16 protein-coding genes are annotated in these 15,410 nt (G+C 38.7%); 6 read left to right on the top strand and 10 right to left on the bottom strand.

Annotation, left to right across the window (positions count from 1 at the left end; genetic code table 11):
• Positions 1 to 2: 2 nt before the first annotated feature.
• A complete protein-coding gene (locus BMW42_RS08395) occupies positions 3 to 878 on the top strand; it encodes a hypothetical protein (protein WP_143047406.1) in 876 nt (291 codons plus the stop codon).
• A gap of 72 nt (positions 879 to 950) precedes the next feature.
• Here BMW42_RS08395 and queE read toward each other — a convergent pair whose 3' ends face one another.
• Entirely contained in the window at positions 951 to 1,661 is a 711-nt protein-coding gene (gene queE, locus BMW42_RS08390; protein ID WP_092767073.1) for a 7-carboxy-7-deazaguanine synthase QueE, read from the bottom strand.
• Positions 1,662 to 1,770: 109 nt separating this feature from the next.
• A complete protein-coding gene (dapD, locus tag BMW42_RS08385) occupies positions 1,771 to 2,592 on the bottom strand; it encodes a 2,3,4,5-tetrahydropyridine-2,6-dicarboxylate N-succinyltransferase (protein WP_092767072.1) in 822 nt (273 codons plus the stop codon).
• A gap of 298 nt (positions 2,593 to 2,890) precedes the next feature.
• Between dapD and carO the strand changes: the two genes are divergently transcribed.
• Positions 2,891 to 3,637: an ornithine uptake porin CarO gene (gene carO / locus BMW42_RS08380; protein WP_035267210.1), complete on the top strand. Its 747-nt coding sequence runs from the start codon at positions 2,891 to 2,893 to the stop codon at positions 3,635 to 3,637.
• 94 nt (positions 3,638 to 3,731) lie between these two features.
• On the opposite strand, the gene BMW42_RS08375 is transcribed toward carO, so the two are convergent.
• The 7 genes from BMW42_RS08375 to BMW42_RS08345 all read right to left on the bottom strand — a co-directional run bounded on the left by BMW42_RS08375 (position 3,732) and on the right by BMW42_RS08345 (position 10,417).
• Positions 3,732 to 4,661 carry a CysB family HTH-type transcriptional regulator gene (locus BMW42_RS08375; RefSeq protein ID WP_092767071.1) on the bottom strand — a complete coding sequence of 310 codons (930 nt, stop codon included), beginning with the start codon at positions 4,659 to 4,661 and terminating at the stop codon, positions 3,732 to 3,734.
• Between the two features lie 55 nt (positions 4,662 to 4,716).
• A complete protein-coding gene (locus tag BMW42_RS08370) occupies positions 4,717 to 5,778 on the bottom strand; it encodes a sulfate/molybdate ABC transporter ATP-binding protein (protein WP_092767070.1) in 1,062 nt (353 codons plus the stop codon).
• 12 nt (positions 5,779 to 5,790) lie between these two features.
• Positions 5,791 to 6,681, bottom strand: coding sequence for a sulfate ABC transporter permease subunit CysW (cysW, locus tag BMW42_RS08365; RefSeq protein ID WP_092767069.1), 891 nt, complete (start codon positions 6,679 to 6,681; stop codon positions 5,791 to 5,793).
• A complete protein-coding gene (cysT, locus tag BMW42_RS08360) occupies positions 6,678 to 7,511 on the bottom strand; it encodes a sulfate ABC transporter permease subunit CysT (RefSeq protein ID WP_035267202.1) in 834 nt (277 codons plus the stop codon). The genes cysW and cysT overlap by 4 nt, the downstream gene beginning before the upstream one ends.
• Positions 7,512 to 7,595: 84 nt before the next feature.
• Positions 7,596 to 8,201, bottom strand: a complete 606-nt coding sequence (locus tag BMW42_RS08355; RefSeq protein WP_092767068.1) for an alpha/beta hydrolase — start codon at positions 8,199 to 8,201, stop codon at positions 7,596 to 7,598.
• Between the two features lie 15 nt (positions 8,202 to 8,216).
• Entirely contained in the window at positions 8,217 to 9,233 is a 1,017-nt protein-coding gene (locus BMW42_RS08350) for a sulfate ABC transporter substrate-binding protein (RefSeq protein ID WP_092767067.1), read from the bottom strand.
• Between the two features lie 176 nt (positions 9,234 to 9,409).
• Positions 9,410 to 10,417 (bottom strand): sulfate ABC transporter substrate-binding protein, encoded by a 1,008-nt coding sequence (locus BMW42_RS08345; protein WP_322853434.1) that lies wholly within the window; start codon positions 10,415 to 10,417, stop codon positions 9,410 to 9,412.
• 153 nt (positions 10,418 to 10,570) lie between these two features.
• Here BMW42_RS08345 and pabC point away from each other — a divergent pair, with 153 nt between their 5' ends.
• From pabC to BMW42_RS08325, 4 genes are all read left to right on the top strand, one after another.
• On the top strand, positions 10,571 to 11,380 hold the full coding sequence (gene pabC / locus BMW42_RS08340; protein WP_092767189.1) for an aminodeoxychorismate lyase: 810 nt from the start codon (positions 10,571 to 10,573) through the stop codon (positions 11,378 to 11,380).
• Between the two features lie 5 nt (positions 11,381 to 11,385).
• The gene (mltG, locus tag BMW42_RS08335) at positions 11,386 to 12,435 is read left to right on the top strand and encodes an endolytic transglycosylase MltG (RefSeq protein ID WP_092767065.1); all 1,050 of its coding nucleotides are present in this window, start codon (positions 11,386 to 11,388) and stop codon (positions 12,433 to 12,435) included.
• 14 nt (positions 12,436 to 12,449) lie between these two features.
• On the top strand, positions 12,450 to 13,073 hold the full coding sequence (gene tmk, locus BMW42_RS08330; RefSeq protein ID WP_092767064.1) for a dTMP kinase: 624 nt from the start codon (positions 12,450 to 12,452) through the stop codon (positions 13,071 to 13,073).
• Between the two features lie 61 nt (positions 13,074 to 13,134).
• The gene (locus tag BMW42_RS08325) at positions 13,135 to 13,554 is read left to right on the top strand and encodes a PaaI family thioesterase (RefSeq protein ID WP_092767063.1); all 420 of its coding nucleotides are present in this window, start codon (positions 13,135 to 13,137) and stop codon (positions 13,552 to 13,554) included.
• Between the two features lie 33 nt (positions 13,555 to 13,587).
• On the opposite strand, the gene nadB is transcribed toward BMW42_RS08325, so the two are convergent.
• Entirely contained in the window at positions 13,588 to 15,219 is a 1,632-nt protein-coding gene (gene nadB, locus BMW42_RS08320) for an L-aspartate oxidase (RefSeq protein ID WP_416224321.1), read from the bottom strand.
• Between the last annotated feature and the right edge of the window lie 191 nt (positions 15,220 to 15,410).

Below are 15,410 nucleotides of genomic sequence, written 5' to 3'. Positions count from 1 at the left end.
AAATGAATCAAATTAATACTTTAATTTTAACCACTGCTGCGTTGATCAGTACAAATTCTTTTGCATTTGAGGAGCTTTCAGATCAAGAATTGTCAACATATGCAGCACAAGATGGTATTACGATTAGCCTTTTACCAGGTGGACCCATTCAAGCTGATTTGATTTGGCACGATACCAGTGGATTCGGACCAGATTACAACGAAGGAAACACAAAAGCAGGTGCCTTAATTTTCGGTACTGCGAATGGGCGTAGTAAAAATCCATTATCACTTTCTTCTGGTTCGGCAGATATTAGTATTACTTTAAAAATCGATGCACAAGGAGGGAATAGTACTACAGGGCCTTTCCTGAATTTAGGTGTATTTGTTCCTGAAGATATTATTATTAATACCGGTGATATTTGGGTGGGTAAATCGGGTCAAGTTAGTCCAACAGGACGAGGCTATAGTGACCCCGTTAAAATTATGGATAATATGAAATTTTATGTATCCAACCTCTCAACCAATGTTCAGCTCGGTTCAGCACCTCAAGGCAGTCTTTTAAAACTCAATGGAATATTTAAAGATGGTTTACGTTTAGAAGGCTTTAAAGTCCACGATCATGATGGTGGTGGCGCATTTGGAATAGAATTTATTAATTTAAAAAATACTCAACCAGGGCGTTTTGGCATCAATAATCTTGATTTTGATGTTGCAGGTTCGATACGTACAGATGGACTGGAACTCAAAATAAATCGTCTTGGAGATCAAAATGGTTTTAATGCCATGTTATGGGGGGTAGGCGTTGGGGATGCATCAACAATAAATAATAAGATTGGGGATATTTCAATGAAAGGGATTAATTTGAATGGCACGACCATTAAAGTGTCAGCACACTAAAAGATCATTTTGTCTCAAACAACAGTACAGAAAAGTGCTGTACTGTTTTAATTTGAGCTATTTTTTTACGTTTTAACGACCTGTTTCGTCATTCCAGAGCAACTTATGTAATTGAAGCTGGAAACGAACTGGTAAGTGATCCTCTAAGATCCATTGTGCTAAATCACGTGCAAGTTGCGGTAACTTTGCAGCACCTTTTTCTACAGCAAACGCAGGTGAGAACCAAACTGTACTTACACGCTTGTGCAATTCATATTGATTCACTTGTTGTTTAGACCATTCATAATCTTCACGATTGCATATGACAAATTTAATCTGATCATGTTGAGTTAAATGGTCTAAATTACTCATTAAATTACGTGAGTCTTCACCTGAAGTTGGTGTTTTTAAATCTAGGACTTTAGAAACTCTACGATCCACTTTTGAAACATCTAGCGCTCCACTCGTTTCAAGGGAAACTTCACAGCCTAAATCTGCTAGACGCTCCATGAGCGGTAATGCATTGGGTTGAGCTAATGGTTCACCACCAGTAACACAAATATAAGGTGTTTTAAAATCAAGCGTGGTCTGGATAATATCCTCTAAAGACTGACGTTCACCGCCTTCAAAAGAATAGGTGGTATCACAATAAGTACAACGCAGTGGACAACCTGTTAAGCGTATAAACACTGTAGGTAAGCCTGAAGTGTTGGCTTCACCTTGTAATGAATAGAAGATCTCCGTAATACGTAACCCCGCAGACGGATCAGAAACAGGAATAGCGGAAGATCGCAAATTACTCATATCGACAAAACCAAACTAAAATAGAGATTATATAAAAGAAAAATCTCTACGATTATTACTAACCGTAGAGATGTGGAGTGTACTCCAAATACTATAAAGTATAAAAAAATTAGTCAGCGCGTAATAAGTCGTTCAAACTTGTTTTAGCACGAGTCTGAGCATCGACTTTTTTTACGATAATTGCAGCATATAAGCTGTATTTACCGCATTTAGAAGGAAGACTACCAGAAACTACCACTGAACCTGCTGGAACACGACCGTAGTGAATTTCACCTGTTTCACGGTCATAAATCTTAGTTGATTGACCAATGTAAACACCCATTGAAATCACTGAACCTTCTTCAACGATTACACCTTCAACGATTTCAGAACGTGCACCGATAAAACAATTGTCTTCAATGATCGTAGGGTTCGCTTGAAGAGGCTCAAGTACACCGCCAATCCCAACACCACCAGAAAGGTGAACATTTTTACCAATTTGCGCACATGAACCTACAGTCGCCCATGTATCAACCATTGTACCTTCATCAACATAAGCACCAATGTTGACATAAGATGGCATAAGTACAACATTCTTAGCTTGATAAGAACCTTTGCGTGCAACTGCAGGCGGTACAACACGTACACCAGCTGCTTTAAATTGCTCTTCAGTCCAACCTGTAAATTTAGTGTCTACTTTGTCATAGAATTGGAGATCGCATGATTCGATTGGTTTATTATCATTGAGTTTGAATGACAATAGAACAGCTTTTTTTAACCATTGATGAACAACCCATTCACCATCAATCTTTTCAGCAACACGTAATGAACCATTATCTAAGCCATCAATTGCTTCCTCGACTGCTTGGCGAATTTCAGCAGGGCAATCTGTAGCTGTGAAGTTTGCACGATCTTCAAACGCTTGTTCGATGATTGACGAAAGCTGAGACATAATCTTCTCTTCCAAAAAAAATTTCCACGATTTTACACTAAATTGATTATAAAAATTACAATTAATCCTGAAAAAATGTCCGACAATAATGACTAATCTTTATAAGTATGTTAATAAAAGTTAATAAAAGACTTAAGTGCAAATTATTTATAAAACAACAACTAAATCAAAATTGTATCAAAAAATAACAAAAAAGCATCAATTTGAATATTAACCAGCTTTGAAATCTCCATTAAGATGCTTCCGAGTCGAACACATTAATGATTAAAGAACAACTCATTTCTTTGAGGAGAAAAAAATGAAAGTGTTAAAATTACTCGCTGTTACAACAGCATTATCTGTTTCAGGCTTCGCTATGGCGGACACTCAAGTTGTACGTACAGGTAATGTATTTGAAGCTAATCAATTAATCCCTACTGGTGTTCGTGCTGAAGTTGGTACAACTGGTTACGGTGGTGCATTACTTTGGACTGCTAACCCATACGTTGGTCTTGCTTTAGGTTACAACGGTGGTGATATCTCTTGGTCTGATGATTTATCAATTAATGGATCAAAATATGATTTAGATATGGATAACAATTTAGCGTATTTAAATGCTGAAATTCGTCCTTGGGGTGCGAGTGAAAATCCATGGGCTCAAGGTCTTTATATGGCTGCAGGTGTTGCATATATTGATAATGAGTATGAACTTGACCGTCGTGTCAAACCAGGAGAAGGCTTCAGCGTAAATAATACAGACTTTGTTGCTGGAACGAATGGTGCTCATATTCGTGGTAAACAAGAATACAAAAATGACTTTGCTCCATATGTAGGTTTTGGTTTTGCCCCTAAAATCAATAAAAACATTGGTGTATTTGGTGAAGTAGGTGCTTATTATTCTGGTAACCCAAAAGCTAATTTAGAATTAGTAAGTGGCGGTGCAGCAAACAATCCAACAGGTGGTTCACTAGTGGATAATATTGCTCGCGAAGAAGATAAAATTCGTAACGATGACAAATACGAATGGCTTCCAGTTGGTAAAGTGGGTGTGAGCTTCCACTGGTAAGATCAAATTTAAAAAACGAGCTTCGGCTCGTTTTTTTATGCAAGTTAAAGCAAATAACAAAGGCGCTATAGGCACCTTTATTATTTGTAGCTTATTAATCCTCAGGATAAGCCACACGTTTTAACGCTTTGATATCAGCACTAGGTGCACATAGCGAAATAAACTCGTAACCGTATCCACGTAACAAATGACCTTTTCGTACAGCAATCCAAGTGGTATTCACCCCGAATAAATCAGTATCAATTTGTTTTAAGCGATGATCTCGTTCTGTATCGTAGGCTACATCGTTGACAATCCCGACACCCATACCTAATTCCACATAAGTTTTGATTACATCAGCATCAAGCGCAGACATCACTAAATCAACATCAAGTCCTGAGTCTTCAAAGGCTTTATCAATCTTTGAACGTCCCGTAAAACCACCGTGATAGGTAATAATCGGATACTCTGCCAAATGTTCTAAGCTAATCTCTCGCGCTGCTATTTGAGTAAGTGGATGACCTTGAGGCGTAATAATACTGTGTTTCCAGTTATAAAAAGGGACACTTGCTAAGTTTTCTTCAGTAGTCAGATTCTCAGTAGCAATACCAATATCTGCATCGCCTAAAAGTAACATTTCAGTGATTTCAGTTGGGCTTGCTTGTTGCAAAATCAAATGAACTTTCGGAAATAATTTTTTGAATGAATTTACGATAGGTGGTAATACATATCGCGCTTGAGTATGAGTGGTTGCGATGGTTAATGTACCTTCATCTACACGATTAAAATCATCGGCTAATCTTTTAATATTGTCTGCATCGACCAGCATGCGCTCCACAATACCGAGCAAAGCTTGACCAGGTTCAGTTAACCCTAATAAGCGTTTACCTTTTCGGATAAATAGTTGAACACCTAATTCATCTTCTAAATCTTTAATATGCTTACTTACGCCTGATTGAGACGTGTAAAGGGCAGCGGAAGCTTCCGTTAAATTAAAATTTTGTCTGACGGTCTCTCGAATAATTCTTAATTGTTGAAAGTTCATAGTCTTTGTTACCTTTAAAATGATGGGGCTATATAAAAGCCCCATCTACACATTTTTATGCGTTTTCTTGTGCAAATAAGTGCAATGTATTAGTCGTTAACCAAACCGATTGATTTGGGCGGAATTGATGCAGTTTAGCTTCATCTGGAGTGAGTAGAATTTCGATGAGATTGCCATCTTGACCTTGAAGTTCGGCAACCACTTTTCCTGCAATCCAAACTTCACGTAAGAACGTTGCTTGAATTGCATTGTCTGTAGGTTGAGCATGAATTTGGAACTCATCTGGTCGAATGAAGGCAATCACTTTACCTTCAGGTGCATCTTTAGCTAAAGGCAGTTGAATGCGATCATTTCCGATCTGTACGATTCCCGCTTGATTATGACCTTCGAACTTATTCGCTTGACCTAAGAAGTCAAATACAAAAGGCGTTGCTGGTTTTTCATAAACTTCACGAGGTGAGCCAATTTGTTCAATATTGCCTTTATTCATTACAATGATTTGATCTGCAACTTCAAGCGCTTCTTCTTGATCGTGAGTTACAAAAATCGAGGTGATGTGAAGTTCATCGTGTAAAGTTCTCAGCCAGCGACGTAACTCTTTACGAACTTTAGCATCAAGTGCGCCAAATGGCTCATCCAGAAGTAGTACACGAGGTTCAACTGCAAGCGCACGTGCAAGTGCAATACGTTGACGCTGTCCACCAGACAATTGTGCTGGATAACGATCTGATAAGAATCCTAATTGAACTAAATCCAGTAGTCGTGTAACCCGTTTTTTTATTTCAGATTCTGAAGGGCGTGTTGAACGTGGACGAACACGTAAACCAAAAGCAATATTATCAAATACTGTCATATGACGGAATAAAGCATAATGTTGGAATACGAAGCCAACTTGACGTTCACGGACATGAACATTCGTTGAATCTTGACCTTCGAGGATCACTTGACCGCTGTCGGCAGATTCAAGACCAGCAATAATGCGAAGTAGAGTTGTTTTACCGCAGCCTGAAGGTCCTAATAATGCTACGAGTTGGCCATCAGGAAAATCTAGGGAGATATTGTTTAGTGCATGGAAAGCACCAAAGTGTTTTTCAATATTTTTAACTTGAATACTCATCGGATACTTCCTTTAAACTGTAGAAACTTCATTACGTTTGCTTAATTTCTCTTGGCGAATTTCGACCCATGTTTTAAGAATCAATGTCACAATCGCCAATAAAGCCAAGAGGGATGAAACAGCAAATGCTGCACTAAAGGTATATTCGTTGTAGAGAATCTCTACATGCAGTGGCAATGTATTGGTCTCTCCACGAATATGACCCGATACTACAGAGACTGCCCCGAATTCACCCATTGCACGTGCGTTACAAAGAATAACCCCGTATATCAAGCCCCATTTAATATTTGGAATCGTGATTTTCCAAAAAGTTTGCCAGCCTGAAGCTCCTAAAACGATTGCCGCTTCCTCTTCTTCTGTACCTTGAGCTTCCATCAGTGGAATGAGCTCACGCGCCACAAAAGGAACTGTAATAAAGATGGTTGCTAGTACAATTGCTGGAACGGCATATAGAATCTTAATGTCGTTATCCATCAGCCATCCACCGAACCAACCTTGAGTACCAAACATCAATACCAACATCAAACCTGCGATTACAGGTGATACTGAGAAAGGCATATCAATAATCGTGGTTAATATGGATTTACCACGGAAATTAAATTTCGCAACAGACCAAGCCGCCGCCACACCAAATACTACGTTGAGCGGTACAGCAATTGCAGCTGTTAGTAAGGTGAGCTTTACAGCCGACAACGTATCTGGATGGACTAAAGCTTGCGCATAAACGCCGACACCCTGTTTGAATGCTTCAACAAAAACTAAAATCAAAGGCAGGATTAAGCAACTGAGGAAGAAAATCATGGCAACGACAATAAGTGTCCAACGAACCCAAGTCGGTTCTCGCGTCGCATCACGAGATTGCAATTTTTCCGCTAAAGCATTGCTATTTGTATTCAAACTCATTGTGCAGTTCTCCCTGTACGACGACTCGCCCATGCTTGTAACAAGTTAATCAAGAACAAGATAGCGAATGAAATAAGGAGCATGACAACGGCGATCGTAGTTGCACCTGCATAGTCATATTCTTCCAATCGAGAAATAATCATTAATGGCGCAATTTCAGTTTCGAAGGGTTGGTTACCTGCAATAAAGATAACTGAACCATATTCACCCACGCCACGGGCAAAAGCGAGAGCAAATCCTGTGATTAAAGCAGGGAAAAGAATTGGTAAAATCACTTTGGTTACAATTTGCAGTCGATTCGCACCCAATGCTGACGCTGCTTCTTCAAGTTCAGTCTCTAAGTCACTCAGTACAGGTTGTACTGTACGAACCACAAAAGGTAAGCCAATAAATATCAGGGCTAATGTAATCCCAATAGGACTATAAGCGACTTTAATTCCTAAGGGTTCAAGATATTGACCAATCCAGCCTGTCGGAGCATATAAAGATGTTAATGCAATCCCAGCAACAGCTGTTGGTAACGCAAAGGGTAAATCAACCAATGCATCAACAATTCGTTTACCAGGGAAACTATAGCGCACGAGACACCAAGCGAGTAATAAGCCAAATACAACATTAATGAAGGCAGCAATAAGTGCAGCACTGAAACTTAGTTGTAATGATTTTAAGATACGCTCAGAGCTTAAAATCTCCCATAAACCTTCCCAGCCAATACCTAAAGACTTAATAAAAACAGCCGACAAGGGTATGAGCACAATTAAAGATAAATACGCTAGGGTAAAGCCTAGAGATAGACCAAATCCTGGCAGCACTCGGGATCGCTGCGACATGACTACTCCTCAAATGAGAGAAAAAGCTTACCGAAATCAATAAGCAATTGAATTGAAAAATTTATCAAGAATAAGTGGCGAACTTTAAATTGCAAATTTGTAATACAACTTGCCATTATCAATACTATTGATATAGTTCGACAGCTTATCATGAATCAAAAAATCGAAGATCTCTGGAAATGGTCCAAATCCTGAATCAACATTAATATGACCAACTTGACCTAAGTTAATCGGTTTTACACCCCATGATTTTGCTAGTTTTTTTGCATCCTCAAAACCTAACCACGGATCATTTTCACTGATGAGCATTTTTGTGGGAACGCTAATCTTAATTTGATGAAAGTAAAAACTATAATCAGTCAAACTCAAACGAGCAAAACCATTCTCACCAAAACGACTTGGATTGGCTGGTGCAACTAAAACCAGTTGTTTAACTTTCTGTGCTATTTCTGGGTGCTGATGCAGAGCAGCGACAGACGTTAAACAGCCAAAACTATGTGCAACAATCTGTACGGGTGCATCTATCTGCGAAATTTTTTCTACAAAACGATGGATCCAATCTGAGAGTAAAGGAAAGTTCCAATCATCTTGTTGAACACGTGAGCATGGCATGACTTGACGTTGCAACCATGATTGCCAATGATTTTCATCACTTCCGCCGACGCCGGGTACAATGAGTGTATGTATCATGTCATGCTCCATTGATTATTTTTTTGTGTTATTTGCTTTGGTAATTTGGTCAAAAATACCATTATTCTCAAAATGAGCTTTTTGTACTTTCGCCCAGCCACCAAACTCTTGATCAATTGTGACCAATTTCAGTGGCTTAAATGTTGATGAATATTGTTTTAATACAGCTTGATTACGCGGACGATAGAAATTCTTCGCGGCAATATGTTGTCCTTTAGGAGAATAAAGGAAATTCAAATAACCTTGCGCCAAATATTTATTGCCTGATTTTGCTGCATTTTTTTCAACGATCGCTACAGGTGGTTCAGCAAGTATAGAAAGTGTTGGCGTCACAATTTCAAATTTACCTGGTTGTTCACGCAGTGCTAAATGAGCTTCATTTTCCCAAGCAAGCAAAACATCGCCAATACCACGTTCAGCAAAAGTTGTAGTTGAGCCACGAGCGCCCGAATCTAAGACCTTGGTTTGTTTATAAATTTGTTGAACAAATTGTTGTGCTTTGGCGTCATTTCCACCTGGTTGGTGTTTAGCCCACGCCCAAGCCGCTAAATAATTCCAACGTGCACCACCTGACGTCTTAGGGTTTGGTGTAATAATGTCCACACCCGGTTTTACTAAATCACCCCAGTCTTTAATATTTTTTGGATTTCCTTTTTTGACGAGGAAAACAATTGTGGAAGTGTAGGGTGTCGAGTTATGTGGGAATTTCTTCTGCCAATCCTTTGGTAATAAATTGGTTTTTTCAGCAATCGCATCAATGTCAGCTGCAAGTGCTAGAGTCACAACATCTGCATTTAAACCATCAATGACTGCACGCGCTTGTTTACCTGAGCCGCCATGTGACTGACGAAAATTGACATTTTGTCCAGTCCGAGATTTCCAATATGCACCAAATTCTTTATTTACTTCTACGTAGAGTTCACGAGTAGGATCGTAAGAGACGTTTAATAAATCTTTAGCGGAAGCGCTAAGCGAAGCAGCTGAAACAAAAGCTGCGATAACCCCAAGTTTTAATTTAGCTGAAAAGCGCATGGCAACCTCAAAAGAAAATATTCTGTTACATGGCGCTAGAATAAATCCAATCTTTATGCATAAAAAATAATTAAAAATGAATTTTATATGAAAAAAAAAGATTTAGGTGTGTTGTTAAAAAAAATGCCGATCATGAATATGATCGGCAAGCCATAAGTTAAAGCTTAAATCTTAATTTATTTATTACTGTTTGCTTTGACAATTTGATCGAATATCCCGCCATTATCAAAATGTTGTTTTTGGACTTTTGTCCAACCTCCAAACTCTTTATCAATCGTGACTAATTTTAAAGGTTTAAACACGGATTGATATTTTGAAAGTACCGTTGCATTTCTTGGTCGATAAAAGTTTTTGGCAGCAATGGTTTGACCAGCTGGAGAATACAGATAATTCAAATAGGCTTTTGCGACATTGAGGTTGCCATCTTTTTGCGCATTTTTCTCAACAATTGCTACAGGGGGCTCAGCAAGAATGGAAAGGGTTGGTGTAATGATTTCAAATTTTCCGGGTTGTTCACGAAGAGCTAAATGTGCTTCATTCTCCCAAGCCAGGAGTACATCTCCAATGCCACGCTCTGCAAAAGTTGTTGTTGCACCACGTGCACCAGAATCTAGCACTTTAGTATTTTTATAAATTTGTCGTACAAATTCTTGTGCTTTAGCATCGTTACCGCCGGGTTGGTGTTTTGCCCAAGCCCATGCTGCTAAGTAATTCCAACGCGCACCACCTGACGTCTTAGGGTTTGGCGTAATAATTCCAACATCATTTTTAATCAAGTCTCCCCAATCTTTGATCCCTTTGGGATTGTCTTTTTTGACTAAAAACACGATGGTTGAGGTATAGGGTGTAGAGTTCTGTGGGAATTTTTTCTGCCAGTTTTTTGGTAATAAATTGGTTTTTTCAGCAATCGCATCAATATCTGCTGCGAGTGCGAGAGTTACGACGTCTGCATCTAGTCCATCAATGACCGCACGGGCTTGTTTACCAGATCCACCATGAGATTGTTTAAAATTCAAATCTTGACCAGTCTGCTTTTTCCAATATGCTCCAAACTCTTTATTAAAGTTGTCATAGAGTTCACGAGTTGGATCATATGAAACATTTAAAAAATCTTTTGCGAGTGTAGAAACAGAAGTGACTGAAAGTAAAGCTGCAATGACCCCAATTTTAAAAGAACGCATCATTATTCCTGTGTGTTTGTCGTTTTTTGATGATTTGAGCATAGGGAAATTTTTTAAAATAAAAAAATAAGAAGAAATGAAAAAGTTATGATCAAAACAGCTATTCATTTTGTGAGTGACTTTTTACACTATGAGAAAGGAATGAGGTTGCTTGAAATGATCTGTTTAAAAAATGCCAAGCCAATGGATGCAATATCTATTTTGGATCGAGGCTTCCATTATGGAGATGGCTGTTTTACCACGGCGAGAATTCGAAATAATAAAATTGAATTATTTGAACGTCATTTAACAAGATTGAATACGGCCATTGAGCGATTCTCACTTCAAGCTAATCTCGACTATATTGCTGAGTCTATCCAGTATTTACAGCAAGAGTACGATCAATTAAACGGGACGATTAAAATTGTACTGAGTCGAGGCGAGGGGCAACGAGGATACAGTTTACCTCATCATTCAGCAGATCTTTGGTTGTATTATTATCCGCAAAACGTGACTGATCATCACTATGAAGTCATTGAGAGTGGTTTACTTGAGCGAGTAATGGGTTTAACCATGCCACAATTGGTGGGAATTAAATCACTTAATCGGTTAGAACAAGTGTTACTAAAGCAGGAAGCCGATGAGAAGGGTTTTCAAGAAGCTTTAGTTACAGATGTTCAAGGCTATATTGTTGAAGGAATCAGCAGTAACTGCTTTATACGATTGAATGATACATGGATTTGTCCTGAACTTCGTTATAATGGCGTTCATGGGGTGATGCGTGCTGAAATTTTGGAGCGTATGAATCATTATGGTATAACGTTCCAAAAAAGAGTAATTGATTTGAATGAACTTCTTCACATTCAAAGTGTATTTTATTGTAATGCGCTCCACCCAATGAAAATCGCCTCTTGCCTTGATGATCGTCGATTAGATACACAAGCGTGTATTGATCTTTTTCACCACCTTCAACTTAATCAGATTTAAAGCTTATGTCCTCTCCTCAGAAATCAACAAAGAAAAAGAACAGCAAGACATCCTTTAAACCTAAAGCGCTTTTATTCGTTATTGCAGGTCTAATGTTGCTTGCAACCATGATTCTATCTACGAGTCTATGGAAGGATTATCCTGTAGAGGGTAAAAAGCAAATGCTAGCGATTAATCATGGTGATACTTACTCACAATTTATTGATCGTTTAGCTAAAAATAAGCAAGTTTCATTTCCCATTATTTTAAAGATTTATCAACGATTCATGATTCATGACAGCATGAAAGCTGGAGTCTATGAAGTTAAAGCGGGAATGAGTGTTCGTCAAGTTCTAGACATGATTTCGAATTCTGAAAATGCACAACTGAATCGAATTTTGGTCATTGAGGGTACAACATTTAAGCAGTTAAAAAATGCACTTAAAAATGATGAATTGGTGACGAAAGAGCTGGTTCATTTGAGTGATGCAGAAATATTAAAGGAATTGAATATTCCATTTTCACATCCAGAAGGTTTATTTGCGCCTAATACTTATTTTTTTGCGAAGGGTGAAACAGATCGTAAAATTTTAACTGATTTGTATCAACATCAGATGAAGGCACTAGATAAAGCCTGGGAAAATCGAGCTTCTGATTTGCCTTATAAAAATAAATATGAAGCGCTCATCATGGCATCAATTATTGAGAAAGAAACCAATGTTGATCATGAGTTAGATAAAGTCTCGGGCGTATTCGTTCGTCGATTAAAAATAGGTATGCGTTTACAAACTGATCCAACCGTAATTTATGGTATGGGCGATGAATATACGGGCAACATTACCCGTAAAGATTTAAGAGCACCAACACCATATAACACGTATACGATTTATGGATTGCCACCAACACCGATCGCATTACCAAGTGATAAAGCGATCGAAGCGGCAATGCATCCAGATCATTCTGACTATATTTATTTTGTGGCGACTGGAAATGGAGGTCACAAATTCAGTACCAATCTAGCTGACCATAATCGCGCTGTTCAAGAATATCTTGCTGTGATTCGATCTAAAAAATAAGGGGTAAAATAGACGTGTTTATTAGCTTTGAAGGCACAGAAGGTGTTGGTAAAACGACATTGATTCATAAAATTCGTGACTACTTCCTTGAGCAATCAAAGCAAGTTGTTCTAACTCGTGAACCAGGTGGTACTCCGCTCGCTGAGCAAATTCGTTCCTTACTTCTGACGGTGAATCATGAAGAAAGAATGAGTAATGATACTGAACTATTATTAATGTACGCAGCTCGAGCGCAACATCTGCAACAAGTCATAATGCCTGCACTTGAAAATAGTTCGATCGTGTTATGCGACCGTTTTTGTGACAGCAGTTTCGCGTATCAGTGTGCAGGTCGTGGGTTAAGTCGTGAAAAATTAGCACTTTTAAACCAAAACTTTGTCCTAAAAATGCCAGACCTGACATTTTGGTTGGATGCTCCGACTGAGCTCGGAATGCAACGAGCACGAGCGCGTGGAGCATTGGATCGGTTTGAACATGAAAAAGCAGCTTTTTTTGAAAAAGTACGTGCAGGATTTACTGAATTGCAGCAGTTAGAGCCGAATCGTGTTAAGCGTATTGATGCAACACAAAGTCCTGAGCAAGTATTTAATGATGCAATTGAACGAATTAGTTCATGGAAAGATGAGCATAAGTGCTAATTAAAAAAGCAAATATGATTTATATTGAGTCATTGTTTATGGAAAAACGATTAGACTCAATATGATCAGTAATAAAGAAGAAATACTCAAATTCCTACAAACCGAATTTCCACAAAGTCTCCAAAAATGTGAAATAGTATCGGTAGAGCCACGTGGTGCTACAGTCATTTATCATGTTGATGAAAATGATTTAAGACCTGGAGGGACAGTTTCAGGTCCGACCATGATGACAGCTGCCGATTATGGGTTGTATATCGCAATACTGGGAGAAATTGGTATTGTAGGTCTTACAGTGACAACCAATATGAATATTAACTTTCTTAGAAAACCGAAAGGTGGTTGTGACATCAAGGGTGTTTGTAAATTAATGAAAGTTGGCAAAGCTCTAGTTGTCGGAGAGGTTTACTTGTACTCTGTTGGGGACGATGAGCCGATAGCTCACGTTACTGGGACTTACTCAATTCCGCCCAAAAGGGCATAAAAAAGCGAGTATGAACTCGCTTTTTTTTTGAACTTAAACCTCAACTAAAGGTGTTTCCACTTCAAAATTTGGTGGGGTGAGTACAGTTTTTCGTAATTCTTGCGAAGGCTCAGGATAGTCCAAAGTGTAATGTAATCCGCGTGATTCTTTTCTTTGCATCGCACAACGAATAATCATCTCAGAAACGAGTACAAGGTTACGAAGCTCAATTAGATTTTTACTGACATGATAATCTTGATAATATTCGGTGATTTCATGTTTCAGCATTTCAACGCGATGTAATGCACGTTCTAAACGTTTGGTCGTTCGTACAATACCTACATAGTTCCACATGGTCTGACGTAACTCATCCCAGTTTTGCAAAATGACAACGTCTTCATCAGGATTCATGACTTGAGAAGCATCCCATTCAGGGACTTCATAGTGATCTATAATATTTTGATGTTGATCTTGAATATGCTTTGCTGCACTCATGCCATAAACAAAACATTCTAAAAGTGAGTTACTTGCCATACGGTTGGCGCCGTGTAAACCTGTATAAGACGTCTCACCAATCGCATATAGACCTTGAATGTCCGTTTGACTATGTTCATCGACTACGACACCACCACAGGTGTAGTGCGCTGCTGGCACAACTGGGATCATATCTTTGGTAATATCAATACCCAGCTCGAGTAGGCGAGCATACAAAGTGGGGAAGTGCTCTTTAATGAACTCAGGGGTTTTGTGGGTAATATCTAGCCATACATGTCGTATACCCAATCTTTTAATTTCGTAGTCGATAGCTCGAGCTACAATATCACGTGGTGCTAACTCTGCACGTTCATCGAAACGAAGCATGAAGCGTTCGCCGTCAGGTAAACGAAGATAAGCGCCTTCACCACGCATTGCTTCAGTAATTAAGAAGGAACGTGCTTGAGGGTGATATAAACAGGTTGGGTGGAATTGATTAAATTCCATATTGGCGACGCGGCATCCAGCACGATATGCCATTGCAATACCATCGCCTGTAGCGATATCAGGGTTAGAGGTATATAAATATGCTTTCATGGCACCGCCACATGCCAGTGCAGTAAATGGTGCTAAGAAAGTATGCACTTGCTCGGTTTGCTCATCTAAAGCATATAAGCCTAAAGCACGATTTTCCTGATTCAAATGCCCCAGCTTATGCGCTGTAATGAGGTCAATCGCAATGTAATTTTCAAAGATGTGAATATTGTTTTTTTCTTGTGCCCGTTCAACTAAAGTGGTTGAAATTGCTTTCCCTGTTGCATCTGCGGAATGAATAATGCGGCGCTGAGAATGCCCACCTTCACGTGTGAGATGCAAGTTATCTTCATCATCTAGTGTGAATTTAACACCTTGTTTCAGTAAAAAATCAACAGAGGGTTTTCCTCCTTCAACCGTGTGTTGAACAGCTTGTTTTTCACAGAGATAAGCACCTGCAATGAGCGTGTCATCAATATGTTGTTGAATAGAATCAGCCTCATCAAGAACAGCTGCAACGCCGCCTTGTGCATAATACGTGCTGGCATCTTTCAAATGAGATTTTGCTAACACTGCGATATTAAAATGATCAGGTAATGAGAGTGCTAGACTTAAACCCGCACCGCCACTGCCCACAATAATCACATCAAATTGATGCGCACTTGTATTTTTCGGCATTTCCATTCGCAAACTGAATTTTAAAAGTGCGTTAATATGGCTCTTTTTTAAAGCAAAATTCAAGAGTTTGATTGATCAAATTTTTTTTTATGCACTTGAACTATTAGTTTTTAATCATATTTTAAGTAAAGTATTGTTTTCTATTAATATAGAAACATTTATTTACGCACAGAGAATTTTGATTGTGCTAA

It is taken from the genome of Acinetobacter sp. DSM 11652, from assembly GCF_900109815.1.
GTDB lineage: Bacteria > Pseudomonadota > Gammaproteobacteria > Pseudomonadales > Moraxellaceae > Acinetobacter.
This window is presented reverse-complemented; position numbering and strand designations above follow the sequence as displayed.

What these genes read in the sequence shown, in the direction of transcription:
- mltG (WP_092767065.1), top strand. Translation starts at nt 11,386, where the DNA reads ATGTCCTCTCCTCAGAAATCAACAAAGAAAAAGAACAGCAAGACATCC.
- queE (WP_092767073.1), bottom strand. Translation starts at nt 1,661, where the DNA reads ATGAGTAATTTGCGATCTTCCGCTATTCCTGTTTCTGATCCGTCTGCG.
- nadB (WP_416224321.1), bottom strand. Translation starts at nt 15,219, where the DNA reads ATGCCGAAAAATACAAGTGCGCATCAATTTGATGTGATTATTGTGGGC.
- carO (WP_035267210.1), top strand. Translation starts at nt 2,891, where the DNA reads ATGAAAGTGTTAAAATTACTCGCTGTTACAACAGCATTATCTGTTTCA.
- BMW42_RS08370 (WP_092767070.1), bottom strand. Translation starts at nt 5,778, where the DNA reads ATGAGTATTCAAGTTAAAAATATTGAAAAACACTTTGGTGCTTTCCAT.
- cysT (WP_035267202.1), bottom strand. Translation starts at nt 7,511, where the DNA reads ATGTCGCAGCGATCCCGAGTGCTGCCAGGATTTGGTCTATCTCTAGGC.
- BMW42_RS08375 (WP_092767071.1), bottom strand. Translation starts at nt 4,661, where the DNA reads ATGAACTTTCAACAATTAAGAATTATTCGAGAGACCGTCAGACAAAAT.
- BMW42_RS08345 (WP_322853434.1), bottom strand. Translation starts at nt 10,417, where the DNA reads ATGATGCGTTCTTTTAAAATTGGGGTCATTGCAGCTTTACTTTCAGTC.
- BMW42_RS08325 (WP_092767063.1), top strand. Translation starts at nt 13,135, where the DNA reads ATGATCAGTAATAAAGAAGAAATACTCAAATTCCTACAAACCGAATTT.
- pabC (WP_092767189.1), top strand. Translation starts at nt 10,571, where the DNA reads ATGATCTGTTTAAAAAATGCCAAGCCAATGGATGCAATATCTATTTTG.
- BMW42_RS08350 (WP_092767067.1), bottom strand. Translation starts at nt 9,233, where the DNA reads ATGCGCTTTTCAGCTAAATTAAAACTTGGGGTTATCGCAGCTTTTGTT.
- cysW (WP_092767069.1), bottom strand. Translation starts at nt 6,681, where the DNA reads ATGAGTTTGAATACAAATAGCAATGCTTTAGCGGAAAAATTGCAATCT.
- dapD (WP_092767072.1), bottom strand. Translation starts at nt 2,592, where the DNA reads ATGTCTCAGCTTTCGTCAATCATCGAACAAGCGTTTGAAGATCGTGCA.
- BMW42_RS08395 (WP_143047406.1), top strand. Translation starts at nt 3, where the DNA reads ATGAATCAAATTAATACTTTAATTTTAACCACTGCTGCGTTGATCAGT.
- BMW42_RS08355 (WP_092767068.1), bottom strand. Translation starts at nt 8,201, where the DNA reads ATGATACATACACTCATTGTACCCGGCGTCGGCGGAAGTGATGAAAAT.